The 24,290-nt window shown below is 72.7% G+C and carries 25 protein-coding genes; 10 read left to right on the top strand and 15 right to left on the bottom strand.

Annotated elements, in window-relative coordinates; genetic code table 11:
* Positions 1 to 116: 116 nt before the first annotated feature.
* A complete protein-coding gene (locus WBN91_RS05975) occupies positions 117 to 836 on the bottom strand; it encodes a carbonic anhydrase (protein WP_337722114.1) in 720 nt (239 codons plus the stop codon).
* A 103-nt stretch (positions 837 to 939) separates the two neighbouring features.
* Positions 940 to 1,905, bottom strand: coding sequence for an aldo/keto reductase (locus WBN91_RS05980; RefSeq protein ID WP_337722115.1), 966 nt, complete (start codon positions 1,903 to 1,905; stop codon positions 940 to 942).
* Between the two features lie 117 nt (positions 1,906 to 2,022).
* Between WBN91_RS05980 and WBN91_RS05985 the strand changes: the two genes are divergently transcribed.
* The 3 genes from WBN91_RS05985 to WBN91_RS05995 are packed head-to-tail and all read left to right on the top strand — an operon-like array spanning position 2,023 to position 4,593.
* Positions 2,023 to 3,072, top strand: coding sequence for an LLM class F420-dependent oxidoreductase (locus WBN91_RS05985; protein ID WP_337722116.1), 1,050 nt, complete (start codon positions 2,023 to 2,025; stop codon positions 3,070 to 3,072).
* Positions 3,069 to 3,893, top strand: a complete 825-nt coding sequence (locus WBN91_RS05990; RefSeq protein WP_337722117.1) for an undecaprenyl-diphosphate phosphatase — start codon at positions 3,069 to 3,071, stop codon at positions 3,891 to 3,893. Before WBN91_RS05985 ends, WBN91_RS05990 begins: the two co-directional genes overlap by 4 nt.
* 10 nt (positions 3,894 to 3,903) lie before the next feature.
* A complete protein-coding gene (locus WBN91_RS05995) occupies positions 3,904 to 4,593 on the top strand; it encodes a histidine phosphatase family protein (protein ID WP_337722118.1) in 690 nt (229 codons plus the stop codon).
* Positions 4,594 to 4,969: 376 nt separating this feature from the next.
* On the opposite strand, the gene WBN91_RS06000 is transcribed toward WBN91_RS05995, so the two are convergent.
* Positions 4,970 to 6,124 (bottom strand): site-specific integrase, encoded by a 1,155-nt coding sequence (locus WBN91_RS06000; protein ID WP_337722119.1) that lies wholly within the window; start codon positions 6,122 to 6,124, stop codon positions 4,970 to 4,972.
* 87 nt (positions 6,125 to 6,211) lie between these two features.
* On the opposite strand from WBN91_RS06000, the gene WBN91_RS06005 reads away from it, so the two are divergent.
* Entirely contained in the window at positions 6,212 to 6,529 is a 318-nt protein-coding gene (locus tag WBN91_RS06005) for an ArsR/SmtB family transcription factor (RefSeq protein WP_337722120.1), read from the top strand.
* 3 nt (positions 6,530 to 6,532) lie between these two features.
* Here the strand turns inward: WBN91_RS06005 and WBN91_RS06010 are convergent, their stop codons facing one another.
* The 5 genes from WBN91_RS06010 to WBN91_RS06030 all read right to left on the bottom strand — a co-directional run bounded on the left by WBN91_RS06010 (position 6,533) and on the right by WBN91_RS06030 (position 9,795).
* Positions 6,533 to 6,901 (bottom strand): hypothetical protein, encoded by a 369-nt coding sequence (locus tag WBN91_RS06010; protein WP_337722121.1) that lies wholly within the window; start codon positions 6,899 to 6,901, stop codon positions 6,533 to 6,535.
* A 197-nt stretch (positions 6,902 to 7,098) separates the two neighbouring features.
* Positions 7,099 to 7,593 carry an RNA polymerase sigma factor gene (locus tag WBN91_RS06015; protein WP_337722122.1) on the bottom strand — a complete coding sequence of 165 codons (495 nt, stop codon included), beginning with the start codon at positions 7,591 to 7,593 and terminating at the stop codon, positions 7,099 to 7,101.
* 66 nt (positions 7,594 to 7,659) lie between these two features.
* Positions 7,660 to 8,025, bottom strand: coding sequence for a VOC family protein (locus WBN91_RS06020; RefSeq protein ID WP_443217664.1), 366 nt, complete (start codon positions 8,023 to 8,025; stop codon positions 7,660 to 7,662).
* A gap of 37 nt (positions 8,026 to 8,062) precedes the next feature.
* Complete coding sequence (locus WBN91_RS06025; protein ID WP_337722123.1) at positions 8,063 to 8,785, bottom strand: MBL fold metallo-hydrolase; 723 nt, start codon at positions 8,783 to 8,785, stop codon at positions 8,063 to 8,065.
* 35 nt (positions 8,786 to 8,820) lie between these two features.
* Positions 8,821 to 9,795 (bottom strand): hypothetical protein, encoded by a 975-nt coding sequence (locus WBN91_RS06030; protein WP_337722124.1) that lies wholly within the window; start codon positions 9,793 to 9,795, stop codon positions 8,821 to 8,823.
* Between the two features lie 154 nt (positions 9,796 to 9,949).
* Here WBN91_RS06030 and WBN91_RS06035 point away from each other — a divergent pair, with 154 nt between their 5' ends.
* Positions 9,950 to 10,357 (top strand): VOC family protein, encoded by a 408-nt coding sequence (locus WBN91_RS06035; protein ID WP_337722125.1) that lies wholly within the window; start codon positions 9,950 to 9,952, stop codon positions 10,355 to 10,357.
* A gap of 192 nt (positions 10,358 to 10,549) precedes the next feature.
* Here WBN91_RS06035 and WBN91_RS06040 read toward each other — a convergent pair whose 3' ends face one another.
* Together WBN91_RS06040 and WBN91_RS06045 are read right to left on the bottom strand one after the other, a co-directional pair.
* On the bottom strand, positions 10,550 to 11,722 hold the full coding sequence (locus tag WBN91_RS06040) for an RNA polymerase sigma factor (protein ID WP_337722126.1): 1,173 nt from the start codon (positions 11,720 to 11,722) through the stop codon (positions 10,550 to 10,552).
* On the bottom strand, positions 11,719 to 12,090 hold the full coding sequence (locus WBN91_RS06045; RefSeq protein WP_337722127.1) for a YciI family protein: 372 nt from the start codon (positions 12,088 to 12,090) through the stop codon (positions 11,719 to 11,721). The genes WBN91_RS06040 and WBN91_RS06045 overlap by 4 nt, the downstream gene beginning before the upstream one ends.
* Before the next feature lie 96 nt (positions 12,091 to 12,186).
* Between WBN91_RS06045 and WBN91_RS06050 the strand changes: the two genes are divergently transcribed.
* A complete protein-coding gene (locus WBN91_RS06050; protein ID WP_337722128.1) occupies positions 12,187 to 12,621 on the top strand; it encodes a YybH family protein in 435 nt (144 codons plus the stop codon).
* Here WBN91_RS06050 and pdxR read toward each other — a convergent pair.
* Positions 12,611 to 13,963, bottom strand: a complete 1,353-nt coding sequence (gene pdxR, locus WBN91_RS06055) for a MocR-like pyridoxine biosynthesis transcription factor PdxR (RefSeq protein WP_337722129.1) — start codon at positions 13,961 to 13,963, stop codon at positions 12,611 to 12,613. The two genes, WBN91_RS06050 and pdxR, sit on opposite strands and share 11 nt — an antisense overlap.
* A 47-nt stretch (positions 13,964 to 14,010) precedes the next feature.
* On the opposite strand from pdxR, the gene WBN91_RS06060 reads away from it, so the two are divergent.
* On the top strand, positions 14,011 to 14,754 hold the full coding sequence (locus WBN91_RS06060) for an isocitrate lyase/PEP mutase family protein (protein ID WP_337722130.1): 744 nt from the start codon (positions 14,011 to 14,013) through the stop codon (positions 14,752 to 14,754).
* A gap of 82 nt (positions 14,755 to 14,836) precedes the next feature.
* On the top strand, positions 14,837 to 18,739 hold the full coding sequence (gene hrpA, locus WBN91_RS06065; RefSeq protein WP_337722131.1) for an ATP-dependent RNA helicase HrpA: 3,903 nt from the start codon (positions 14,837 to 14,839) through the stop codon (positions 18,737 to 18,739).
* Positions 18,740 to 18,860: 121 nt separating this feature from the next.
* On the opposite strand, the gene WBN91_RS06070 is transcribed toward hrpA, so the two are convergent.
* The gene (locus WBN91_RS06070) at positions 18,861 to 19,340 is read right to left on the bottom strand and encodes a MarR family winged helix-turn-helix transcriptional regulator (RefSeq protein ID WP_337722132.1); all 480 of its coding nucleotides are present in this window, start codon (positions 19,338 to 19,340) and stop codon (positions 18,861 to 18,863) included.
* Between the two features lie 55 nt (positions 19,341 to 19,395).
* Between WBN91_RS06070 and WBN91_RS06075 the strand changes: the two genes are divergently transcribed.
* Together WBN91_RS06075 and WBN91_RS06080 are read left to right on the top strand one after the other, a co-directional pair.
* Positions 19,396 to 20,214, top strand: coding sequence for an NAD(P)H-binding protein (locus WBN91_RS06075; protein WP_337722133.1), 819 nt, complete (start codon positions 19,396 to 19,398; stop codon positions 20,212 to 20,214).
* Complete coding sequence (locus tag WBN91_RS06080) at positions 20,211 to 21,071, top strand: SDR family oxidoreductase (RefSeq protein ID WP_337722134.1); 861 nt, start codon at positions 20,211 to 20,213, stop codon at positions 21,069 to 21,071. Before WBN91_RS06075 ends, WBN91_RS06080 begins: the two co-directional genes overlap by 4 nt.
* A 5-nt stretch (positions 21,072 to 21,076) precedes the next feature.
* On the opposite strand, the gene WBN91_RS06085 is transcribed toward WBN91_RS06080, so the two are convergent.
* From WBN91_RS06085 to WBN91_RS06095, 3 genes are read right to left on the bottom strand one after another with little or no spacing between them, the layout of a single operon-like run.
* Positions 21,077 to 21,979 (bottom strand): FHA domain-containing protein, encoded by a 903-nt coding sequence (locus WBN91_RS06085; protein ID WP_337722135.1) that lies wholly within the window; start codon positions 21,977 to 21,979, stop codon positions 21,077 to 21,079.
* A gap of 4 nt (positions 21,980 to 21,983) precedes the next feature.
* Positions 21,984 to 23,267, bottom strand: a complete 1,284-nt coding sequence (locus tag WBN91_RS06090; RefSeq protein ID WP_337722136.1) for a vWA domain-containing protein — start codon at positions 23,265 to 23,267, stop codon at positions 21,984 to 21,986.
* Complete coding sequence (locus tag WBN91_RS06095) at positions 23,257 to 24,225, bottom strand: PP2C family serine/threonine-protein phosphatase (protein ID WP_337722137.1); 969 nt, start codon at positions 24,223 to 24,225, stop codon at positions 23,257 to 23,259. The genes WBN91_RS06090 and WBN91_RS06095 overlap by 11 nt, the downstream gene beginning before the upstream one ends.
* Positions 24,226 to 24,290: the final 65 nt, after the last annotated feature.

Consider the following 24,290-nt stretch of genomic DNA (forward strand, 5'->3'; position numbering starts at 1 on the left):
AGCCCTTCGGGCAGGCCATACGGGGATGACACAAGCAAGAAGCCCAAGTTGAGTTGTGTCCCCCTCGGCGGACTGCCACGCCGCGCTTCGCGCGAGAAAGGCCACCGTGTGGGTGGTCAGCTCAGGCGGGTTACCGCGCCGGTGTCGAGTTGGTAGCTGGCGGCCACGACCTTGAGGCCGTGGTGGCGCACTGCGGTTCGGATGGTCACCGAGCGCTCGACCATCAGGGCCGCCACCCGCTTGGCCTGGTTGTCCACGCACCGGGCCAGGAAGGCCTTCTCGTCCTTGTCCGGCGGCGTGGCCAGCACGGCAGGCTCGATCGCTCGCACGAGCGTGGAGATGTCGCCGCTGACCTCCGCCCGGCCGCGGATGACGTCGATGGTCGCCGACACCGCGCCGCAGGACGCGTGGCCCAGGACGACCACCAGTGGCACGTCGAGGTGTTCCACCGCGTACTCGACGCTGCCCAGGACGCTGGTGTCCAAGACCTCGCCGGCCGCTCTGATGGTGAACAGGTCGCCGAAGCCCTCGTCGAACAGCAGTTCCGGTGGCACGCGGGAATCGGCGCAGCCGACCACGCACGCGAACGGGTGCTGGCCCTTGACCAGGGACTCCCGCCACTTCAACGACTCGTGGGGGTGGGTCTGGTGGCCGCTGACGAAACGCTGGTTGCCCTCGGCGAGTTTGCGCCACGCGCCTTCCGCGTCGAGGGACTTCGATTCCGGAGCCTCCTGGGCGGAGGCGGAGGACGCGACGGTCAGGGCCGCCGCCGTGCCGGCCGTGAGGCCGAACAGCTTGCGCCGCGTCACCGCGGCTGTGTCACTTGAATCGCGCACGGCCGGGAACGCTAGACCTGGTTCAGACCAACACCGCCATTGGGGTAACAGAGCTCACAAATTCGGTTACCCAAAGTCACCAAAGCGGGAAAATCGGTCGAACTCACCCCATCGGACGTTCCGGATAGCCGAATTCGATGGCGCTCACGTCGTCCAGGGCCGAGCGGATGGCTGGCGGCAGGGAGATGTCCTCCGCCGCCAGGGAGCCGAGCAGTTGACCGGTGTCCCTCGCGCCCACCACCGGCGCCACGACGCCCGGTCGGTCGCGGACCCAGGCCAGGGCCACGCACAGGGGGCTGGTGCCCAGGCCGTCGGCGGCCGTCGCCACGGCTTGGACGATCCGGGCCGCTCGTTCCGTGCGGTGCTGCTCGACGTACCCGGCGAAGTGCGCCGACGCGCCGCGCGAGTCCGACGGGGTGCCGTTGCGGTACTTGCCGGTCAGCACGCCCCGGCCCAGCGGCGCCCACGGCAGCAGGCCGATCCCGTGGTGCTCGGCGGCCGGCGCGACCTCGCGCTCCACCCCGCGTTCCAGCAGCGAGTACTCCACCTGCGTGGACACGATCGGCGTGTGGCCGGGCAGCGCGGCGGCGGTGCCCAGTTGCCAGCCCGAGTAGTTCGACACGCCCGCGTAGCGGACCTTGCCCGAGGACACCGCCTGGTCCAGCGCCGACAGCGTCTCCTCCAGCGGCACGGCCACGTCCCACGCGTGCAGCTGCCACAGGTCGATGTGCTCGACACCCAGCCTGCGCAGGGAACCGTCCAGCGCGGACAGCAGCGCCGCCCTGGACGCGCCGCCGCCGAACGGGCCGTCGTTGCGCCGGGCCACCGCCTTGGTCGCCACGACCAGGTCGTCGCGCGGCACGACCTCGCCGATCAGGCCGCCCAGGATGCGTTCGCTCTCGCCCTCGACGTAGACGTCGGCGGTGTCCACGAGCGTGCCGCCCGCCTCGGTGAACGCCATGAGCTGGGTGGCGGCCTCGTCCGCGTCGGTGTCCCGGCCCCAGGTCATGGTGCCCAGGGCCATTCGGGAAACCCGCAGACCGCTGCGGCCGAGGTATCGCTGTTCCACGCGGCGCAGCCTAAACGGTGATCGACATTCCGGCGGGCGCACACCGCGCATGTCCGGCGAGAACAACCCGATAGCCTGCCCTGGCGCACCCTGTTACCCGCCGGTAGGGTCCGGTGCGTGCGACTGGGACTGAACCTCGGGTACTGGGGTGCGGGCAACGATGCCGCGAACCTCGAACTGGCCAAGGAAGCCGACCGGCTGGGCTGGTCGGTGGTGTGGGCGGCGGAGGCCTACGGCTCCGACGTGGCCACCGTGCTGGCGTGGGTGGCCGCGCAGACCGAGCGCATCGACATCGGCAGCGCGATCTTCCAGATCCCGGCCCGCACCCCGGCCATGACCGCCATGACCGCCGCGACCCTGGACACCCTGTCCGGCGGCCGGTTCCGGCTGGGCCTGGGCGTGTCCGGCCCTCAGGTCTCCGAGGGCTGGCACGGCGTGCGCTTCGACAAGCCGCTGGGCCGCACCCGCGAGTACGTCGACATCGTCAACGCCGCCCTGCGCCGGGAGAAGCTGCGCTACGACGGCGAGCACTACCAGCTCCCGCTGCCCGGCGGCCCCGGCAAGGCGCTGACGCTGACCGTGCACCCGGTGCGCGAGCACATCCCGGTCTACCTGGCCTCGGTCGGCCCGAAGAACCTGGAGCTGACCGGCGAGATCGCCGACGGCTGGCTGGGCGTGTTCTTCTCGCCCGAGCACTCCGCCGGCTCCCTGGAGGCCATCCGCCGAGGCCGGGAGAAGGTCGGCAAGACCCTCGACGGCTTCGACGTCGTCCCCACCGTGCCGCTGGTCGTCGGCGACGACTGGCGCGCGTGCGCCGACACCGTGCGCCCCTACGCCGCGCTGTACGTGGGCGGCATGGGCAGCCGCGAGAAGAACTTCTACAACGCCCTGGCCGTGCGCATGGGCTTCGCCGCCGAGGCCGCCGAGGTGCAGGACAAGTACCTGGCGCGGGACTACCAGGGCGCGATGGCCGCCCTGCCGGTGGAGTTCCTGGACTCGACGTCGCTGCTGGGGACCCGCGAGCGCATCGCCGAGCGGATGAAGGTCTACGCCGAAGCGGGGGTCACCACGCTCACCCTTTCGCCCATGCTGCAAGATCTCGAGCAGGGGATCGCGGCGCTACGCACCGCGACCGAAGCTCTGGATCTGGCAGGAGTGGGTAGTTGAGCTGGTTGCAGGCCCTGGTTCTCGGAATCGTCCAAGGCTTGACGGAATTCCTGCCCATTTCCTCGTCGGCGCACGTCAGGATCGTCTCCACGCTGTTCTTCGGCAACGACGCGGGCGCGTCGTTCACCGCGGTCATCCAGCTGGGCACCGAGGTCGCGGTGCTGATCTACTTCGCCAAGGACATCGGCAACTTCGTCGCGGCCTGGTTCAAGGGGTTGTTCAGCAAGGCCGCGCGCAAGACCGAGGACTACCGGATGGCCTGGTACGTGATCATCGGGTCGATCCCGATCAGCGTGCTGGGCTACGTGTTCAAGGACGAGATCCGCAGCTCCCTGCGCAACCTGTGGATCACCGCCACCGTGCTGGTGGTCTTCGGCATCCTGCTGGGCGTGGCCGACCAGTTCGCCAAGCACATCCGCACCCGGCTGGAGCTCAAGGACGCCGTCGGCATGGGCCTGGCGCAGGCGATGGCGCTGATCCCGGGCGTGTCCCGCTCGGGAGGCACGCTCACCGCCGGCCTGTTCCTGGGCCTGGAGCGGGCCGCCGCCGCCCGGTACTCGTTCCTGCTGGCCCTGCCCGCGGTGTTCGGCGCGGGGCTGTTCAGCATCCCGGACGTGCTCGACCGGTCCGAGCCCAACGCCGCCTCCGTGCCGCAGATGATCGTGGCGACCGCGGTGTCCTTCGTCGTCGGCTACGCCACCATCGCGTGGCTGCTGCGGTATGTGTCCAAGCACAGCTACTCGGCGTTCGTCTGGTACCGGCTGTCGCTGGGCATCGTGCTGATGGGCCTGCTGTCGATGGGGCTCATCAACGCCACATAGGGTGGTCTTCGTGGCTACCGTGATCCTGCTCCGACACGCCCGTTCCACCGCCAACGGCTCCGGGGTCCTCGCCGGTCGCGCGCCGGGCGTGAGCCTGGCCGACAGCGGGGTGGTGCAGGCGGAGAAGCTCGTGGAGCGGCTCGCGGGCGTGCCGATCGACGCCGTGGTGACCTCCCCGATGGACCGCTGCGCCCAGACCCTCGCGCCGCTGCTGGCCGCGCGGGGGCTGTCGCCGGTGGTGGAGCCGGAGCTGGCCGAGGTCGAGTACGGCGAGTGGACCGGCAAGGAGATCAAGGAGCTGCTCAAGGAGCCGCTGTGGCAGGTGGTGCAGCAGCACCCGTCCGCGGCGGTGTTCCCCGGCGGTGAGGGCCTGGCGACGGTGCAGGCCCGCGCGGTGGCCGCGATCCGCGCCCACGACGCCCGCGTGACCGAGGAGTTCGGGCCGCGCGCGGTGTGGGTGGCGTGCAGCCACGGCGACGTGATCAAGGCGGTCCTGGCGGACGCGCTGGGCGTGCACCTGGACGGCTTCCAGCGCATCGTGGTCGACCCGGCGTCGGTGTCGGTGGTCTCCTACACGCCGACCCGGCCGTTCGTGCTGCGGGTCAACGACAACGGCGGCGACCTGTCCGGTGTCGTGCCGCCGCCGGAGAAGCGCGACGAGGAGCCGTCGTCGGACGCGGTGGTGGGCGGGACCACCTGAGACGTCTGCGGGTGACGGTGGCCCCCGGACAGTGCAGGGTAGTCCGGGGGCCACGTCCTGGCGGCGGAATGCCAGTGGTCGTTGCGAGGGCCGACCAAGTGCACTGATCGTATGGCCGTTAATGCGCGGGTAAATGGCCTCTTAAGACGTGAGACAGCTTCACGAGTTGCCGAGCAGTGCAGGTCAGCTCGCTGCACGACGCGCCAAAATCTGGCAAAACCGCAGCTCAAACCGGGTGGAAACACCACGGAAACAAATGGTGGCAAGCGGTCTTGTGCCGCATTTCGCTGGACCGTTCGGTTCACCCCGTCCGGCGGGGGCCTGTTTACAGTTAACAACCGTTCGTGCGCTCTGCGTCACACTTCCGGACCCGTCCTCACAGGCCCAGACGGGTGACGGCGTTGTCCTCGAGGGGGTTGGCGGTGCGGATGTAGCGGTGCACCGTGCGCGGGTTGGTCCACCGGCCCTGCCGCATGATCTCCCGGTCGCTCGCCCCGCCCAGCGCCGCCTGCGTGGCGAACCCGGCGCGCAGCGAGTGGCCGCCGAACAGCGCCGGGTCCAGGCCGGCCTTGAGCGCGTACCGCTTCACCAGGTCCGAGACGGCCTTGTCCGACATCGGCTTGGCCGCGATCCGGCCGTACCGGCTCACCGCCGGGAACAGCGGGCCCTCGTGCGCGGCCGGCCGGTAGCCGTGGCAGCGGTGGGTCGGTTCCTGGTCCGGTTCGTCCTCCAGCAGCGCGCGGGGGTCGGCGGTGGTCAGCACGTCCACCCAGTCCGCGAACGCGCACACCGGGCACGTCGGCCGCCGGGCGCCCCGCGGCAGCACCACCCGCTGGCGGTGCGCGCCGGTCTGGTCGGTCTTGGTCACGCCGAGTTCCACCAGCAGCAACGGCTCCTGGGTGCGGGAGTCCACGTCGACGGTCACGTCCTCCAGACGCAGGTTGGCCAGTTCGCTGCGGCGCAGTGCCCCGGCGAAGCCCACCAGCAGCAGGAGGGCGTCCCGGCGGCGTGCGACGCCGGTCGGCCAGCCCGGCGGGGGGCGTTCGGCCAGCAGGTCGGCCAGGGTGTCCAGCAGGACCGGGCGCTTGCGGCGGGGCTGGGCGCGGCGGGTGCGGCGGATGCCCCTCAAGGTCAGGCGGACGACGTCCGATCTGGTGGGGGAGGGGAGTCCGCCGGCGGCGTGCACGGCGGCGATGGCGGCGGACTTGCGCTCCAGCGTGGACGGGCTGAACGCGGGGGAGCCGTCGGGCTTGGCGCTCTCGGCGGCCACGGCCAGGTAGACGGCGACGTCGACCGGGTCGGCGGGCAGGGCCTGGCGGCCCTCCTGTCGGCACCAGGCCGCCCAGGCGACCCAGTCCGAGCGGTAGGCGCGCAGGGTGTTGGGGGACTGGGCGGCGCCCAGGTAGCCCGCGAGGGCGGCGGCCTGCTCGTCGTCGAAGCGGCTGCGGACCTGCTCCAACGCCGCCAGGTCGACCAGGACCGGGTGGGTGACGCGGTCCAGCTCGGCGCGGACCGGCTCCGGCAGGCTCATGGTCGGGATGTTATCAGTTTCAAAGATCTCTATTCCTTCAGTGCAGACAGAATTGGAATACTGTGATCGCGGCTACGATCTGCGGTCATGCGCGCGCTACAACACCCCGCTGTGGAGGACCTCCAGCTCTCCACCGTGCTCACCGCGCTGGCCGACCCGGTGCGGCTGCGGATCGTGGCGGACCTGGCCCGGTCCGGCGGGATCGTGTGCGGGCAGTTCGACGTGCCGGTGAGCATGTCGACGCTGTCGCACCACTTGAAGGTGCTGCGGGAGGCGGGCGTGCTGCGCGTGACGCCGCAGGGCAGCTACCGCACGCACGAGCTGCGGTGGGAGGAGATGGAGCAGCGGTTCCCCGGGGTGCTGGACTCCATCACGCGGGCGGTCGGTGGCGCGGCTGCCGTGTGACGGTCACTTGCACAGCTGTTTGGGGGCCGTGGCCCTGGGGCGGGCTCTGAAGGTGACCTCGTGGCCCTTGGCGTCGCGGAAGACGGCCTGGGTGTCGCCGACGAGGGTCATCGTGCCGTCCTGGTAGGGGTTGTCCCAGCCGGGGGGTGGGTTGTGGGCGCCGTCGTGCAGCGGGGTGAGGGCCTCGTAGTAGGTGTCGCCGATCTTGGCCTCGTCGATGCCGCAGTGGGTGTAGAGGCGGTAGGGGATCGCCGGGCCGGTGACCGTGGTCGGTGCCGCGGTGGTCGCGGCTGTCTGTTCGGTGGCGGGTGGTGGCGGGGCGGGGTCCCGGAGTCCGAGGGTCAGCGCCGCCGCGCCTGCGATGAGTGCCACGCCCGCTGCTGCCGCGAGGATCGGACGCTGGCGGCTCGGGCGCGGGTCGGGGTGGGGGTGTGGGGCGAGGTTGAGGCGTGGCCTCCGGCCCCCGGTTCCATTGTCCCATGAGGTACCGACAAAACCGGTCGTGTCGTCGGGTTGAACGGTGTCGGCCAGGGCGGTGAAGGCGGATTGGAGGCGGTGTTCGAGGTTGGTCATGGCTGGTCTCCCAGGCGTCGGGCGAGGGTGGCTAGGGCGCGGGAGGCGCTGGTCTTGACCGTTCCCTTCGAGACGCCGAGGGTGTCGGCGATCTCGGCCTCGGTCAGGCCCGACCAGTAGCGCAGGACCAGGACTTCGCGTTGGCGCGTGGGCAGTGCGCGGACCGCGTGCAGGACCTCGCGGTGTTCCTCGGCGACCAGGAGGTCGGTGTCGGCCGGGGGTGCGTCGGGGCTCGTGGTGCGGTGGTGGCGCCAGGTGAGGCGTCGGCGGCGTTGGGCGGTGCGGGCGCCGTTGACCACCGCGACGCGCAGGTAGCCGGCGGCGGTGGTGTGGTCGATGGTGGCGCGTTTGCGGTGGGTGTTGAGGAAGGCGTCCTGGACGACGTCCTCGGCTTGGGCGCGGTCGCCGAGCAGGAGGACGGCGAGGCGGAGCAGGCCCGGTCGTTCGCGCCGGTACAGCTCGGCCAGCGCGTCGTCGGCGGTCAACGACACCTGCGTCCCCCTCGGGTGTGTGCGGTTCTCCCCTGGTACACGCTCGGGGGTGGGTGGGGGTTGACGTCAGGTGCGGATCCAGAGGCAGAACGGGTGGCCGTCGGGGTCGAGGTGGACGCGGACGTCGTCCTGGGGTTGGAAGTCGGCGGGGGTGGCGCCGAGGTCCTGGGCGCGGCGGCCGGCGGTGTCGAGGTCGTCGACCTCGATGTCGAGGTGCATCTGCATCTGCTGGTGGGTGGTGGTGCTGGGCCAGGTGGGTCGGACGTGGTCGGGTTCGGCTTGGAAGGACAGGCCGGCGCTGCCGTCGGGTGGGCGGACGGTGGCCCAGCCGGGGTCGTCGCGGTCGATGGGCCAGCCCAGGAGTGCGCTGTAGAAGCGGGCCAGGGCGCGGGGGTCGGGGCTGTCGAGGACGGTCGCGGTCAGTTTGATCACCGGTCCAGTGTCGCGGGGGTGGGGGCGGGCCGCAGTTTCACCGGATCGGGTGGGTCTGGTTCGGGTGGGTGGCGGGGGCTTGGGCGCGTTCGGTGGCTTCGGGTTCGGTGAGGGTGGGGCCGAGGTGGGTGAGCAGGAGGCGGTGTGCGCCGCGGGCGGCCCGGGCGGCGTCTTCGGGGGTGCAGTGGTGGGGGGACGGGGTGGTGGTGTCGGCTTCGCAGAGGAACAGGTCGGCGTGGTCGGCCAGGCGGTCGAGCGCCGTGCAGGGTGCGGTGTCGCCGGAGTAGGCGAAGGTGGCGCCGGCGTGGGTGGCGCGCAGGCCGTAGGCGGGGAGGCCGTGTTCGACGGCGAGGGTGTGGAGGCTGATGTCGCCGACGTCGGCGCGGTGGTCGTCGTGGAGTTCGTGGACGGTGAAGGCGGCGCTCGCGGGGTTGGGGTGGGCGCCGGCGAGGAAGGTGTCGAGGCGGTCGGCCAGGCCCCGGGGTGCGTAGAGGGGGATGGGGGCCTCGGGGTGGAGGTTGGCGTAGAGCAGGGCGTAGTAGGCGGGCAGGAGGTCCGCGGTGTGGTCGGCGTGGGTGTGGGAGATCCAGATGGCGTCGAGGCGGTCGGGGCGGGTGTGGCGTTGGAGGTTGGCCAGGGTGCCGGGGCCGGCGTCGACCCAGATGGCGGTGGTGGCGGTGCGCAGGAGGTAGCCGGAGCAGGCCTGGTCGGGGCGCGGGTAAGGGCTGGCGGTGCCGAGGGTGGTCAGGGTGAAGGTCACGCCGCAGTGTGCCGGTTCAGGCCCGTGGTGCGGGGTCAGGCCGCGGTGTGGCGCAGGACGTGCACGCCGGCGGCGGTTTTGAGGTAGGCCCAGGTGGTGGTGCCGTCGGTGGCGAGGCCGACGTGGGAGGCGGAGGTGCGGGCGAGGTTGTCGGGCAGGGGGTGTTCGGTCCACCGGTCGCCGGTCCAGCGGTGGTAGGCGGGGCGGGTTTCGAAGGTGCGGCGGGTGGCGCGCACGCCCCAGGTCCAGCGGGCGGCGACGCCGTGGAGGCTGAGGCGCTCGTCGTCGGTGGGTGGTGGGACGGGGTGCCAGCGTTCGCCGTCGAAGCGGTGGATGTGCAGGCCGTCGGCGTGGCGGGAGTGGGCGAGCCAGACGTCGTGCGGTCCGTCGGCGGCGAGTGCGGCGATGTGGCCGTGGTCCAGGCGGGGGCCGTGCAGGTCGTTCCAGGCGGTGCCGTCCCAGTGGACGAGGACGGGGTACTCGTAGGTGGCGGGTCCGGCTCCGGTGAGTCCGCCGCCGCCGGCCCAGACGTCGTCGGGTGCGCAGGCGGTGATGGTCTGGAGGGTTTCGCGGGCGGAGGTCAGGACGGTTTCGCGGGTCCAGGTGGTGCCGTCCCAGTGGAGGGTGTCGGCGCCGGTGCCGACGACGTGGACGTCGTCGGGGGTGATGGCGGCGACGGCCTTGGCCCACGGGATGCGGGGCGTGGTGACGGTGTGCCAGCGGGTGCCGTCGTAGTGCAGGACGAGGGGGTGGCCGGCGGTGTTGCCGACGGCCCACACGTCGTCGGGCGCGGCGGCGGAGATGCCGGCGAGGCTGGCGGCGGCGGGCAGGTCGGGCAGGGCCTCCTCGGTCCAGTCGACCCCGGTCCAGCGCAGGACGAGCGGCGTGGAAGGGCGGCTGGTGAACACGCCGGTGGTGCCGGCGAGCCAGGCGTGGTCGTCGCGGGTCATGGCCAGGTCGGCCAGTGCGGTGCTGGGTGGGAGTTCGGGCACCGGCACAGGACGGAACAAAGCGTTGTCTCCCCCTCGATGGTCCCCCGACGCATCGACGTGACCACCTCACCGAGAGTGAGGCCCGTTCGGTATCCGCCGAACGGCGGTTTCCGGTGGGTCGGGTGCGGATCGAGGGCGGTGGCTGTCCTCGATCGTGGTCATGATCGTCGGCATGACTTCGTTGAGCGTGTACTTGGGGTACCGGGATGCCGGTGCGGCGATCGAGTGGCTGGGGCGGGCGTTCGGGTTCGAGGCGACGATGCGGTACCCGGACGACGACGGCGGGGTGGCGCACTCGGAGCTGCGGTTGGGGGACGCGGCGCTGGTGGTGTTCAGCGATCGGGACGGGTATGCGCGGCCACCTCGGCGCGGGGACACCGGCGGGCAGGGGACGTACCTGGTGGTGGCGTCGGCGGCGGAGGTCGACGCGGTGTTCGCGCGGGCGGTGGCGGAGGGTGCGGTGCCGGTGTGGAAGCCGGAGGAGTCGGAGTGGGGGAACTACCGGTGCCGGGTGCTGGATCCGGAGGGGTTCGAGTGGACGTTCGGGACGCACCAGCCGGGGCTGCCTGCGGAGTGGTGACCGGGCGCGGGCGGTGATCGCGCGCTGGTGGTGACGGCGACCAGGCACGGGCGATGACCGGCGCTGGTGGTGACTGGGTCCGGTGGCTGCGTCGGGTGCGGCGGGCGTGGCCTCCGGCCCCCGGTTCCATTGTCCCACGGGGGACCGACAGTTTCGGGTGGTCAGGCGGCTGTGGTCGGGCGGCAGTTGCGGTCAGGTGCGGCTTTCGAGGTAGCGGCGTTCGGGGAGGCTTTGGGTGAGGGTGGCGGCTCGGGCGTAGTGGGGGCGGGCTTCCTCGTGGCGACCGGCCAGGTCCAACAGGTGGGCGCGGACGGCGTGGAGGCGGTGGTGGGTCTTGAGCGCTGGGTCTTGTTCGGCTTTGGTGAGGGCGGCGAGGGCGGGGTCGGGGCCGTCGACCATCGCCAGGGCGATGGTGCGGTTGAGGGTGACCATCGGGCCGGGGGCGATGCTGTTCAGCAGGTCGTAGAGGGTGAGGATCTGGGGCCAGTCGGTGTCCGCGGCGGTGGGGGCCTCGGCGTGGACGGCGGCGATGGCGGCTTGGAGTTGGTAGGGGCCGACCGGGTGGGTGGACAGGGCGTGGTGGACCAGGGCGGTGCCCTCGGCGATGGCGTCGGTGTTCCAGCGGGTGCGGTCCTGGTCGGCCAGGGGGATCAGGGCGCCGTCGGGGGTGGTGCGGGCCGGGCGGCGGGCGTCGGTGAGCAGCATCAGGGCCAGCAGGCCGTCGGTTTCGCCGTCGTGGGGGAGCAGGCGGGTCAGGCGGATGGCCTCGGTGGTGAGGTCGACGCGGTTGAGGTGGTCGCCGGAGCTGGCGGTGTGGCCCTCGGTGAAGATCAGGTAGAGGACGTGGCGGACGGCGTCGAGGTCGCCGGACGGGGTGAACCGGGTGCCTTTGACGCGTTGTTTGGCGCGGCTGATGCGCTGGGCGATGGTCGCTTCGGGCACCAGGAAGGCGCGGGCGATCTCGGCGGTGGTCAGGCCGCCCACTGCGCGCAGGGTCAGCGCGACCCGGGACGGCGGGGTCAAGGCCGGGTGGCAGCACAGGTGGAACAGGGTGAGGGTGTCGTCGACGCCGGGGGCCGGGTCGGGGTCGGGTGGGGTGAGGGCGAACGCGGTCTGCTCGCGGCGGGCGCGGGCGGTGTCCTGGCGCCAGGCCTCGACGCGGCGACGGGAGGCGACGGTGACCAGCCACGCCTTGGGGTTGTCGGGCACGCCTTGCGCGGGCCACTGGGTGGCGGCGGCGAGCAGGGCTTCCTGGACGGCGTCCTCGCAGGCGGCGAAGTCGCCGTGGTGGTGCACGAGGATGGCCAGCACCTGGGGCGCCAGCTCGCGCAGCAGCGGTTCGAAGGCCGCGGGACGTGGTGTCACAGCAGGAAGTCGTTGAGGGTCATCACCGGCCGCACCTCGACCAGGCCCAGCTGGGCTTCCGGGACGCGCCAGGCGATCTCCACGGCCCGGTCGATGTCCTCGCAGTCGACCAGGTAGAACCCGGCGAGCAGTTCCTTGGCCTCGGCGAAAGGTCCGTCGGTGGTGGTGCGTTGGCCGTCGCGGAGGACCAGGCGCTTGGTCTGGGCGTGGTCGGCGAGGGCTTCGGTGACGACGAGTTCGCCGGAGTCGGCGAGGTCCTCGTTGAGGCGGGCGTAGTCCTCCAGGCCGCGGGCGCGTTGCTCGGTGGGCAGGGAGTCCCAGATGGCGCGGGACTCGGGGTTGCCGTAGATCAGGATGACGTATTTCACCGGTGCCTCCGCGGGACGTGTCGAGAATCCGGTGCCAGCTTCTACGTCCTGGTTGAGCGGCGCCCGTCGGGGGTGCCGGTGTTGCCGGAGGCGGATGTGGACGAGATCAGGGACCTGGTGGCGCGGCGGGTCGAGGCGATGCGGGCGGGGGACGCGGAGGCGTTGGCGGCGGACTACCTGCCGGGGGCGGTGGGGTTCACGTTGGCCCCGCCGCTGGAGCACCGGGACATGACCGACGCGGACTCGCTGCGGGCGTGGTTCGCGACCTTCGACGGCCCGGTGGACCATGAGGTGCGGGACCTGGTGGTGGCGGCGGACGGGGACGTGGCGTTCTGCCACAGCCTCAACCGGGTGTCGGCACTGCCCAAGGGCTACCCGGAGCGGTTCGACCTGTGGTTCCGGTCCACGGTGTGCTGGCGGCGCGTGGACGGGGCGTGGCGGATCGCGCACGAGCACACGTCGGTGCCGTTCCACATGGACGGGTCGTTCGCGGCGGCGGTCGGGCTCGAACCCGAGGGGGTCAGGTCCTGAGGATGCGCGCGAGGGCGTCCAGGGCGGGGCGCCAGGCGTGTTCGGCGGGGGTGCCGTAGCCGATGATCACGCCGCCGGGGCGGCCCGCCGGGTCGTGCCAGTGGTCGCTCAGGGCGCCGAGGGCCAGGCCCTCGGCGCTCGCGGCGGCCAGGACGGCGGCCTCGTCGGGGTGGGGGATCAGGGCGTGCAGGCCGGCGGAGACGCCCAGGGCGGTGTGGCCGTGGAGGGTGTCCAGCAGCTGGTCGCGGCGGCGGCGGTAGCGCAGGCGGCAGGACCGGATGTGGCGGTCGTAGGCGTGGGTGGTGATCAGGTCGGCCAGCGCGAGTTGGGTGGGTGCGGCGGTGATCAGGTCGGTGTAGCGGCGGGCCTGCACGACCGGGTCGACCAGGCGGGCGGGCAGCACCAGCCAGCCCAGGCGCAGGCCGGGGCCGAGGGTCTTGGAGGTGCTGCCGGCGTAGACGACGTGGTCGGGGGCCATGCCCTGGACCGCGCCGAGGGGTTGGCGGTCGTAGCGGAACTCGCCGTCGTAGTCGTCCTCGACGACCACCGCGCCGGTGCTGCGGGCCCAGTCGACGAGGGCGTGGCGGCGGCGCGGGTGGAGGGGGACGCCGGTGGGGTACTGGTGGGCCGGGGTGATGACGGCGGCGGCGACGCCGTCGGGGAAGGAGTGGGCGCCGTCGGCGTCCACGGGCAGGGGGACGACGGTGCGGCCGGCGCGGCGCACGACCTCGCGGTGGAACGGCAGACCGGGGTCCTCCAGGGCGACCGGCCCGTCCAGCACGCTCGCCAGCAACGCCAGCGCGTGGACGTATCCGCAGGTCACGACGATGTGCTCGGGGTCGGCGTGGACACCCCGGGTGCGGCCGAGGTACTCGGCCAGGGCGTGGCGCAGGTCGGGCAGGCCGCGGGGGTCGCCGTAGGCGTGGGCGGAGGCGGGTGCGGCGAGCAGGGCGCGGCGGGTGGCGCGCAGCCACGCGGTGGTGGGGAAGGTGGTGACGTCGGGGCTGCCGGGTCGCAGGTCCAGGCGGGGCGCGGTGGTGTCGCGGCCGGTGGCCGGGGTGTCGGTGGCGGGTCGGGGCAGGGTGGCGACCTGGGTGCCGGCGCCGCGCCGGGCGGTCAGGTAGCCCTCGGCGACGAGCTGGTCGTAGGCGGCGGCGACGGTGTTGCGGGCCAGGCCCAGCTCGACGGCGAGGCGGCGGGTGGCGGGCAGGCGCGCGCCGGGGGCCAGGCGTCCGTCGCGGATGGCGTCGCGCAGCGCGTGTTCCAGGCCGGTGCGGCGGCCGGTGCCCGGGTCGAGGTCGAGGTGGAGGTCCACACCCGAAGTGGCCCATGACTGTGACACGGGATTGGACCTTAGCAAGGTGCCAATGGGTCACTAGGGTGTCGCCCATGATCACCCGCGAGGAGAAAGCGTCGGTGCTGCGCGCCCTGCACGTGCCCGGGACGCCCGTCCTGCTGACCAACGTGTGGGACGCCGCGTCGGCGAAGGTGGTGGCGGCCCGGTTCCCGGCGATCGCGACGGCGAGCGCGGCGGTGTCCTCGTCCCTGGGCTACGGCGACGGCGAGGACATGCCCGCCGAGGAGGCGTTCGCGGCGGTGGCGCGCGTGGCGCGGGCGGTGGACGTGCCGGTGACCGCCGACATCGAGCGCGGCTACTCGCTGGCCCCCGCCGAGGTCGCCGCCCGCCTGGCCGAGACCGGCGCGGTGGGCTGCAACCTGGAGGACTCCGTGCCGGCCACCGAGGCGATGGTGGACCTGGACGCGCAGGTGGAGTTCCTGGGCGCGGTGCGCGCCGCCGACCCCCACCTGGTGCTCAACGCCCGCGTCGACGTGTTCGTGCACGGCAGCCGGGACGTGGAGGAGGGCGTCGAGCGGGCGCGGGCCTACCTGGCGGCGGGCGCGGACTGCGTGTACCCGATCGGGATGCCCGCCGACCGGATCGAGGAGTTCTGCCGGGCCGTCGGCGGCCCGGTCAACGTCGCCCACACCCCCGACGGCCCCACCCCGGCGCAGCTGGGCGGGCTCGGGGTGGCCCGGGTCAGCTTCGGTCCCGGCCTCCAGCGGGTGCTGCTGGCCAAGCTGGAGCAGCTGGTCGACGTCGTCCACGACGGGGGTTCGCCGTACCGGCGGTAGAGGCGCGCGCCGCCGGTGCGGTGCCGTCCGGGCGGATAATCGAAGGACCCGCCCGGACGGCACCACTATCCTGATCGGCAGCATGAACACCACCGCGCACCCCGACCTGCACCGACGCCTGTCCGACCTGATGACCCGGGACCAGCGGCGGCTGCGCCGGCGGCTGGAGGGCGCGAAGAAGATCCGCGACGACAAGGCGCGCGCGGCCGTCCACGCCGAGATCGCCGCCGAGGTCGAGCAGGCCGAGCTGCGCGTGGCGCTGCGCCGCGAAGCCGTGCCGAAGATCACCTACCCGGCCGAGCTGCCGGTGTCGGCGCGCAAGGACGACATCGCCGCGCTGATCCGCGACCACCAGGTGGTGATCGTCGCCGGCGAGACCGGGTCGGGCAAGACCACCCAGATCCCCAAGATCTGCCTGGAGCTGGGCCGGGGCGTGCTGGGCCAGATCGGCCACACCCAGCCCCGCCGCCTGGCCGCGCGCACGGTCGCCGAGCGGGTCGCTCAGGAGCTGGACACCGAGCTGGGCTCTGCGGTGGGGTTCAAGGTCCGGTTCACCGACCAGTCCGGCGAGGACACGCTGGTCAAGCTGATGACCGACGGCATCCTGCTGGCCGAGATCCAGACCGACCGGATGCTGTCGCGCTACGACACGATCATCATCGACGAGGCCCACGAGCGCAGCCTCAACGTCGACTTCCTGCTGGGCTACCTCAAGCAGCTGCTGCCCCGCCGCCCCGACCTCAAACTCGTGATCACCTCCGCCACGATCGACCCGGAGCGGTTCTCCCGGCACTTCGGCGACGCCCCGATCATCGAGGTCTCCGGCCGCACCTACCCCGTCGAGGTCCGCTACCGGCCGATCGTGGACCCCGACGACCCCGACGCCGACCCGGACCGCGACCAGACCCAGGCCATCTGCGACGCCGTGCGCGAGTTGCAGGCCGAAGGACCCGGCGACGTGCTGGTGTTCCTGTCCGGCGAACGCGAGATCCGCGACACCGCCGACGCGCTCGCCGCCCTGGACCTGCCCTCCACCGAGATCCTGCCGCTGTACGCGCGGCTGTCCTTCGGCGAACAGCACCGGGTGTTCCAGCCGCACCGGGGGCGGCGGGTGGTGCTGGCGACCAACGTCGCCGAGACGTCGCTGACCGTGCCGGGCATCAAGTACGTGGTGGACCCCGGCACGGCCCGCATCTCCCGCTACAGCAACCGGCTCAAGGTGCAGCGGCTGCCCATCGAACCGGTGTCCCAGGCCTCGGCCAACCAGCGCAAAGGCCGCTGCGGACGCGTCTCCGAGGGCATCTGCATCCGCCTGTACAGCGAGGACGACTTCGACGCGCGCCCGGAGTTCACCGACCCGGAGATCCTGCGCACCAACCTCGCCTCCGTCATCCTCCAGATGACCGCGATCGGGCTCGGCGACATCGCCGCGTTCCCGTTCATCGACCCGCCGGACGCGCGCAACATCAACGACGGCGTGCAGCTGCTGCAAGAGCTGGGCGCGATCGTCCCCGCCGAGCAGAAGCTCACCCCGCTGGGCCGCAAGCTCGCCCAGCTCCCGGTGGACCCGCGGCTGGCGCGGATGGTGCTGGAGGCCGATCGCAACGGCTGCGTGCGCGAGGTCATGGTCATCGCCGCCGCGCTGTCCATCCAGGACCCGCGGGAGCGGCCATCGGACAAGCAGCAGGCCGCCGACGAGCTCCACGCCCGGTTCAAGGACCCGGAATCGGACTTCCTGGCCTACCTGAACCTGTGGACCTACCTGCGCGAGCAGCAGAAGGCGCTGTCGTCCAACCAGTTCCGGCGGCTGTGCCGCAACGAGTTCCTCAACTACCTGCGCGTGCGCGAGTGGCAGGACATCTACCAGCAGCTGCGGCAGGTCGCCAAGACCCTGGGCGTGCACGTCAACGAGCAGCCCGCCGACCCGCGCGGCGTCCACGTCTCGCTGCTGTCGGGCCTGCTGTCCCACATCGGCGTCAAGGACGTGCTCAAACGGGAACCGGGCAAGCGGCAGGCCACCGAATACCTCGGCGCGCGCAACGCGAAGTTCGCGATCTTCCCCGGCTCGGCGTTGTTCCGCAAACCCCCGCAGTGGGTGATGGCCGCCGAACTGGTCGAGACCTCGCGGCTGTGGGGCCGGATCGTGGCCCGCATCGAACCGGAGTGGGCCGAGAAGCTCGCCGAGCACCTGGTCAAGCGCACCTACAGCGAACCGGCGTGGGACGCCAAGCGCGGCGCGGTGATGGCGATGGAGAAGGTCACCCTCTACGGGGTGCCGATCGTCGCCGGGCGGCGGGTCAACTACGGGCGCATCGACCCGGATGCGTCCCGGGAGCTGTTCATCCGGCACGCCCTGGTGCAGGGGGAGTGGACCACCCACCACAAGTTCTTCCACCACAACCGGGCGCTGCTGGAGGAGGTCGCCGAGCTGGAGAACCGGGCGCGGCGCCGCGACATCGTCGTGGACGACGAGGTGCTCTACGACTTCTACGACCAGCGCGTCGGCGCGGAGGTCGTGTCCGCGCGGCACTTCGACACGTGGTGGAAGAAAACCCGGTCCTCGCAGCCGGACCTGCTCACCTTCGACCGGTCCATGCTGGTCAACGACCGCGCCGAGGTCGAACCCGACGCCTACCCCGACCAGCTGACCCGGGGCGGGCTGACCCTGCCGCTGTCCTACCGGTTCGAGCCCGGCGCGGCCGTGGACGGCGTCACCGTGCGGCTGCCGCTGCCCGCGTTGACCACCCTGCCCGACGACTCGCTGTCCTGGCAGATCCCCGGCATGCGCACCGACCTCGTGGTGGCGCTGATCCGGTCGCTGCCCAAGACCATCCGCCGCAACTTCGTGCCCGTGCCCGACGTCGCCGCCGCCGCGCTGACCGGCATCAGCCCCGACGAACCCCTGCTGCCCGCCCTGGAACGCCGGCTCACCCAGCTCACCGGCGTCGTCGTGCAGCGCGAGGACTGGCAGCTCGACCAGGTGCCCGAGCACCTCAAGCTCACCTTCCAGGTCGTCGACGAGCAGGACCGGGAACTGGCCCAGGGCAAGGACCTGGCCGCGTTGAAGCAGCAACTGCGCGGCCGGCTGCGCGAAACCCTGGCCGCCGCCGCGGCGAGCCTGACCCGCACCGGCATCACCACCTGGGACTTCGACGAGCTGCCCAAGACGGTCCGGGAACAGCAGTCCGGCATCACCGTCACCGCCTACCCGGCGCTGGTGGACAAGGGCGACAGCGTCGCGATCGAAATCCTCGACACCCCCGGCCGCCAAGCCCACGCCATGCGCGCCGGCACCCGCCGCCTGCTGCTGCTCACCGTGCCCTCACCGGTGAAGATGCTGCAACGCGGCCTGACCAACGCGGAGAAGCTCACCCTGACCCGCAACCCGCACGGCGGCGTGGCCCCCCTGCTGGCCGACTGCATCTCCGCCGCCGTCGACCACCTCGTCACCTCCGCCGGCGGCCCGGCGTGGAACGCCCGGGGCTTCACCCGCCTGTCCGACTACGTCCGCAAATACCTGGGCGAGACGGTGTTCGACGTGGTCCGCGAGGTCCGCAACGTCCTGGACGCGGCCCAGGACGCCGAACTGCGCCTGTCCGGCGTACGCGGCGGCCCCTACGAGGACTCCCTGGCCGACATCCGCGCTCAACTGGCCGGCCTGGTCCACAAGGGCTTCGTGACCGAAGCCGGCGCGGCCCGCCTCTCCGACACCCACCGCTACCTCCAGGGCATCTCCCGCCGCCTGGAAAAACTCCCGACCAACCTCGCCCGCGACCGCGAGTGGATGGACCGCATCCACCAGGTCCACGCCGAATACCGCGACCTGCGCGCCTCACTGCCCGCCGACGAGCCGCAACCGGAGCTGGACGAGGTGCGGTGGATGATCGAGGAACTGAGACTGAGCTACTTCGCCCAAACCATCCCCACCCGCGGCAGCGTCTCCGACAAACGCGTCTACAAAGCCCTCGACGCCATCCCACGCTGACCCCTGGCTTCCCGTCGTACCCTCGGCTTCCCGTCGTACGCGCGGCTTCTTGTCGTACCCCCGTGGGACAATGGAAGCGGGGGCCGGAGGCCGCGCCACGACGAGCCGCTAAGCCCTCACGTCACTCCTGCGCCAGGTCCTCCGTCGCCGCGCGGCCGGCTGCCGTGGTGCGTTGCAGGAAGTCGGCCAGCAGGGCCAGTTGCTCCTCGTCGTAGTCGGCGAGCAGGTCGTCCATCGCCGAGTTCATCCCCGCGTACAGCCCGAACACCTCGGCGTTGCGGTCCTTCACCGCGTGCACCAGCACCGCCCGCCGGTCCGGCCCGTCCGGGTCGCGTTCGCGGGTCACCCAGCCGCCCTTCTGCAAGCGGTCCAGCACGCCGGTCATCGTCGCCGGGTGCAGGCCCGCTCGCCGCGCCAGTGCCGACGGGGTCAGCGGGCCGTGTTCCAGCACCAGTTCCAGGCAGTCCAGGTCCACGTCCCGCAGCCGCAGCCGGGCCCCGACCTGGTGGTTGAGCAGCGACAACTGGTTGCGCAGCTCCCGCAGCGACTGCTTGATCCCGGTCACCGACCGCCGCCGCTCACGATCTCCTATGGAACTCATATGATATGTTCTCCGTATCGTATCCGTCTCGCACGAAATCGTATCCGGAGAACCCATGACCGTCCTCGTCGCCGGCGCGACCGGCACGGTGGGCCGCCACCTGCTCGACGCCCTGCCCGGCCCCGTCCACGCCCTGACCCGCCGACCCGACCGCACCGACCTGCCCGCCCACGTCCGCCCGGTCGCCGAACCCGACCTCGACGGCGTCACCGCCGTGTTCGTGCACCCGCGTGCCGTCGCCGACCCGTTCGACCTCGTCCGCCGCGCGAAGGAAGCGGGAGTCGCCAAGGTGGTCGCGCTGTCCGCCGCCAACGTCGACGACCCGCCCGACCAGCAGCCCTCCCGCTTCCGCGGCGACCGCAACAAGGAAGCCGAGGACGCCGTGGTCGGCAGCGGACTGCCCTGGGTGAGCCTGCGCGCGTCGTCCTTCGCCTCGAACACCGCCACCGCCTGGGCCGCCCAGATCCGCGCCGGTGACACCGTCCGCGGCCCCTACGCCGAGTTCGCCGAAGCGCTCCTGCACGAACGCGACCTCGCCGAGGTCGCCGCCCTCGCCCTGACCACCGACCGGCTCGACGGCCGCCGCGTCCACCTCACCGGCCCGCACTCCCACACCCACCGCGAGCTCGTCGCCCTCATCGGCCACGCCCTGGGCCGTCCGCTGACCTACGCCGAGACCCCGCCCGACGCCGCCGCCGACCACCTGCTGCGCGCGGGCCTGCCCGAACCGTTCGTCACCGCCCTCATGGCCCGCTACGCCCGCGGCACCGGACCCGCCCAGGTCACCGACGAGGTGACCCGCGCGCTGGGCCGCGCCCGCACCTACCGCGACTGGCTCACCGACCACCTCCACCTCTTCCGGGAGCAGGCATGACCGTCCTCGTCACCGGCGCCACCGGCACCGTCGGCCGCCACCTCGTCGACCAACTCCTCGCCGCCGGCCACCGCGTCCGCGCCCTGACCCGCGACCCCGACCGCGCCGATCTGCCCGCTGGCGTCGAGGTCGTGCGCGGCGACACCACCGACGCCGAGTCCCTGCGGGCCGCGTTCACGGGGGTCACCGCCGCCCACCTGATCAACTTCGGCCACACCTACCGCCCGCTGGACAACGGCACCGCCATCGCCGCCCTGGCCGAACAAGCCGGCGTCCGCCGCGTGACCATGCTCGGCGGCTGGGAGGAAGGCACCCTCGAACCCGCCGTCCGCGCCTCCACCCTCGAGTGGACCCAGCTGCGGCCCGGCGAGTTCATGGCCAACACCCTCGCCGACTGGGGACCGCCGCTGCGCACCGAGGGCGTGGTCCGCGAACCCCACGGCGACCGGCCCAGCGCACCCGTGCACGAAGCCGACATCGCCGCCGTCGCCGCGACCGCCCTCACCCGGGACGGCCACCACGGCCGCACCTACCCGCTCACCGGACCGGAGGTGATCACACCCCGCGACAAGGTCCGGCACCTGGCCGAGGCCACCGGCCGCGACCTGGTCTTCGAGGAACTCACCCCCGACCAGGCCCGCGCCCTCTGGACCGAGCAGCCACCCGCGCTGCGGATCTTCCAGGTCGCACCGGGCGGGCCGGCGGAGAAGGCCGCGTTCGTCGTCGGCCTGTACGGGCGGATCCCCGAAGCCGGGCGCACCACCACCGACACCGTCGAACGCGTCACCGGCCGCCCCGCCCGCACCTTCGCCCAGTGGGCCGCCGAACACGCCGACGCCTTCCGGCCCACGAGCTGACCTCCTCAGGGCGCTCGATGGAGGGTGATCGTCGTCCACGCCCCCACGTGGACCCGGTCACCGGCCTCCAGCGGACGCGGGGTGTTGGGGCGCAACGGTTTCGGGTCGTCGTTCACGGTCGTGCCGTTGGTCGAACCCAGGTCCACCACCGACCAGCCGTCGCCGGTCGGGACCAGCAGGGCGTGGCTGTGCGAGACGCCCGCGTCCTCGGGCGGGCCGACCAGGTCGACCGTGGGGAAGATGCCTCGTGACCGGCTGCGGCGGCCGATCGTGACCTGCGTGCCGACCAGGTCGAAGCGGCGGGGCGGGCAGAACTCCGGGAAAGCGACGGCGGTGGCGTCCGGACCGCCTTCCGCGACCACCCGGTCGTAGTAGGCGCGGTCGGCCTCCACGGTCACGTGCCAGCCCGCGCGCTCCACACCTGCGCGCTCCACACCCGCGGCGACCTGCGCCGCACCGCCCGCGCTGCCTGCGGCGGCGCGGCCTCCGGCCCCCGCTTCCATTGTCCCACCGGGGTACGACAATTCCGGCGACCCAGCCGCGCCCGACCCAGCCGCGCCCGAGCCGACGGAACTCGAACCGGGCGGACCCGATGCGGCCGAGCCCAGGGTGGCCGCACCCGAGCCGACGGAACCCGAGCCCGCCGGACCCGACGCGGCGGAACCCGAGCCGGCCGGACCCGGGGCAGGAGGGGCGGGTGGGATGGGGGTGAGGGAGTCGTGGCCGCAGTCCTCGCAGAAGCGGCCCACCCGTGGAGCGCCGCATGCCGCGCACGTCTCCTCCGCCTGGGCCTCGACGGGAGCGGGAGTCGGAGCCGTTGCAGGTGGGGGTGGGGCGGTGATCGCCGCGCCGCACACGTCGCAGTAGTCGTCGGTGGCCGAGGTGTGGCCGGACGGGCAGGTGGCCATCCCGTCAGCCCTTCCCGACCCGGCGGGTCACCGTCGAGCGGGTGTCCAGGGTCATCTCGTCGGCGTCGGCCACCCCCGCGCGCAGGCGCACCGTCCCCGTCGCCGGGTCCTGCACCTCCACGACCTTGGCCAGCAGTTTCGCCGTGTCCGTGCGTCCCGACTCGTGTGCCAGCTTCACCGCGCGGCCCAACCGGGCGGTCGCGGTGTCGGTGTCGCCGGTCTTGCGGGCCTCCAGGCCCTCCTGGATCGCCGACGCCAGCTCCGCCTGGCCGGTGTGGTGCGCGACCTCCGGGCTGATCCGCGTGGACAACGCCGTGTCATCCGTCCACACCGCCAGCACCCGGCCCTGCCCCAGCACCTCGCCGCCGGGGGAGACCAGGCTCGCCCGCGCCGCCAGCATCCGGTCGCCGACCTTCGCCGGCTTCACCCGCACGCTCACGTGGTAGTCCCGGCTCTCCCCGGCCGCCCACGCGCCGGTCGGGTAGTCCCCGGTGCGCACCCCCGACTCGGTCCGCCGCCCGGTCAGGTCCAGCAACCCCGGCGCGGCCTGCTTGAGGAACACCACCTCCGCGCCCTCCGGCGTCCACAGCCGCAGCGACACGTCGGCCACCGCCTTGCCCATCGCCGCCGCCGTCATCGCCCGGAAGTCCTCCGCCAGCCCCGCCGGGTCGGCGACGATGTCCACCGTCCCCAGCATCGCCTCGGAGATCCGCCGCAGCTCCGCGACCTCCCAGTCGGTGCCCACACCCCGACAGTCCACCGTGAACCGGCCCGCCACCTTGTCCAGCGTGCGGGCCAGCTGCTGCGAGGTCTCGTGCTGGTTCTGCCCGTCGGTCAACAGGATCGCGTGCCGCGGCCCGCCGCCGGTGTGGGTGGCCAGCACCCGGTCGGCCAGCATCAGCCACCGGCCCATCGCCGTCCCGCCGTCGGCCCGCAACCGCGCCACCGCCTGCTTGGCCCCCGCCCGCGTGTGCGGCGACGCCGCCACCAGGCCCGACCCCCTCGGGTAGAGCACCTCGGCCTCGTCGGTGCCCTGCACCACCGCGAACATCACCCCGTCGCGCAACGTGTCGATGGCGACCTCGGTGGCCTGCTTGGCCGCGGCGAGCTTCGTCGGCGGGTACCGCATCGACCCGGACGTGTCGATGATCAGCACCTCCGCCGCCCCCTCCACCGGGGCCGGCGCGGCGGTCCCGGTCGCCGTCACCGTCACGATCGCGTCGACCTGCGCCTGCCCCTCGGGCAGGTACTCGTTCTGGAACACCTCGACGCCGAAATCAAGCCCCATGCCCACCCCGCAGCGTCACGACCACGACGGTGATGTTGTCGTGGCCACCGGATTTCAACGCGACCTCCACCAGCTCCCGCGCCACCTCGATCGGCGGCACCCCGCGCGGCAGCACCGCCAGCAGGTCCTCCGGCTCGGGCAGGTAGTTCCACAGCCCGTCGCTGCACAGCACCAGCAGCCCCGGCGTCTCCACCCGGAAGGTCACCGCCTGCGGCCCCTCCAGCCCCGAATCCGCGCCCAGCCACCGCGACAGCACGTGCGCCCGCCGGTCGGTCAGCGCCTCCTCCTCCGTCAGCACCCCCTCGGCGACCAGCTGCGCCGCCCACGTGTCGTCCGTGGTCAACCGCGCCGCGCCCGCCTCGGCCACCAGGTAGGCACGCGAGTCGCCCACCCAGCCCACCGTCGCGGTGTCGTCGGCCACCACCGCCGAGACGAACGTGCACGACGGCGCCACGGCGTCCGCGCCCGGCCGCGCCAACCGCGCCACCGCCGCGTCCGCCGCCAGCACCGCGTCCTTCGTCGCCGCCTCCGGGTCGGTGCCCGACTGCACGGCGGTCAGCAGCACGTCCACCGCCGTGTCCACCGCGACCTGCGAGGCCTGCTCCGCGCGCTCCGAGGACGCCACCCCGTCGCACACCACCGCCGCCACCCCGCGCCCCCGGACCCGGCCGAACGCCATCGAGTCCTCGTTGCGCTGCCGCCGCTTGCCCCGGTCGCTGACCCCGGCCAGCCCCGGCAGCACGAACTCCACCCGGTCCCGCGCCGAGGGCCGCGCCCGGCCGCAGTTGCCGCAGAACCCGTCGGCGTCGAACACCTCCCCGCCGCACGCGCAGCGCGCCACGGTCTCCGGGCCGCCCACGGTGGTCCGCTGCACGCGCAGGTTGCGTCCGCACTCCTCGCAGAAGCGGTCCTGCGGCGACACCGGGGCCGCGCACTCCGGGCAGGTCTCCATGCTCATTCGGTGCTCTTCTCGGGGGTCATCGTCGGTCGGGTGGTCCTCGGCGGGGCCGGTGTCGGGCGGTT

Origin of the sequence: Saccharothrix sp. CCNWYY140 (assembly GCF_037401995.1) — a bacterium.
Lineage (GTDB): Bacteria > Actinomycetota > Actinomycetes > Mycobacteriales > Pseudonocardiaceae > Actinosynnema.

Coding starts and splice junctions, on each gene's coding strand:
- WBN91_RS06000 (WP_337722119.1), bottom strand. CDS start 6,124: ATGAGCCTGCCGGAGCCGGTCCGCGCCGAGCTGGACCGCGTCACCCAC.
- WBN91_RS06005 (WP_337722120.1), top strand. CDS start 6,212: ATGCGCGCGCTACAACACCCCGCTGTGGAGGACCTCCAGCTCTCCACC.
- WBN91_RS06035 (WP_337722125.1), top strand. CDS start 9,950: ATGACTTCGTTGAGCGTGTACTTGGGGTACCGGGATGCCGGTGCGGCG.
- WBN91_RS06060 (WP_337722130.1), top strand. CDS start 14,011: ATGATCACCCGCGAGGAGAAAGCGTCGGTGCTGCGCGCCCTGCACGTG.
- hrpA (WP_337722131.1), top strand. CDS start 14,837: ATGAACACCACCGCGCACCCCGACCTGCACCGACGCCTGTCCGACCTG.
- WBN91_RS06070 (WP_337722132.1), bottom strand. CDS start 19,340: ATGAGTTCCATAGGAGATCGTGAGCGGCGGCGGTCGGTGACCGGGATC.
- WBN91_RS06075 (WP_337722133.1), top strand. CDS start 19,396: ATGACCGTCCTCGTCGCCGGCGCGACCGGCACGGTGGGCCGCCACCTG.
- WBN91_RS06080 (WP_337722134.1), top strand. CDS start 20,211: ATGACCGTCCTCGTCACCGGCGCCACCGGCACCGTCGGCCGCCACCTC.
- WBN91_RS06085 (WP_337722135.1), bottom strand. CDS start 21,979: ATGGCCACCTGCCCGTCCGGCCACACCTCGGCCACCGACGACTACTGC.
- WBN91_RS06090 (WP_337722136.1), bottom strand. CDS start 23,267: ATGGGGCTTGATTTCGGCGTCGAGGTGTTCCAGAACGAGTACCTGCCC.
- WBN91_RS06095 (WP_337722137.1), bottom strand. CDS start 24,225: ATGAGCATGGAGACCTGCCCGGAGTGCGCGGCCCCGGTGTCGCCGCAG.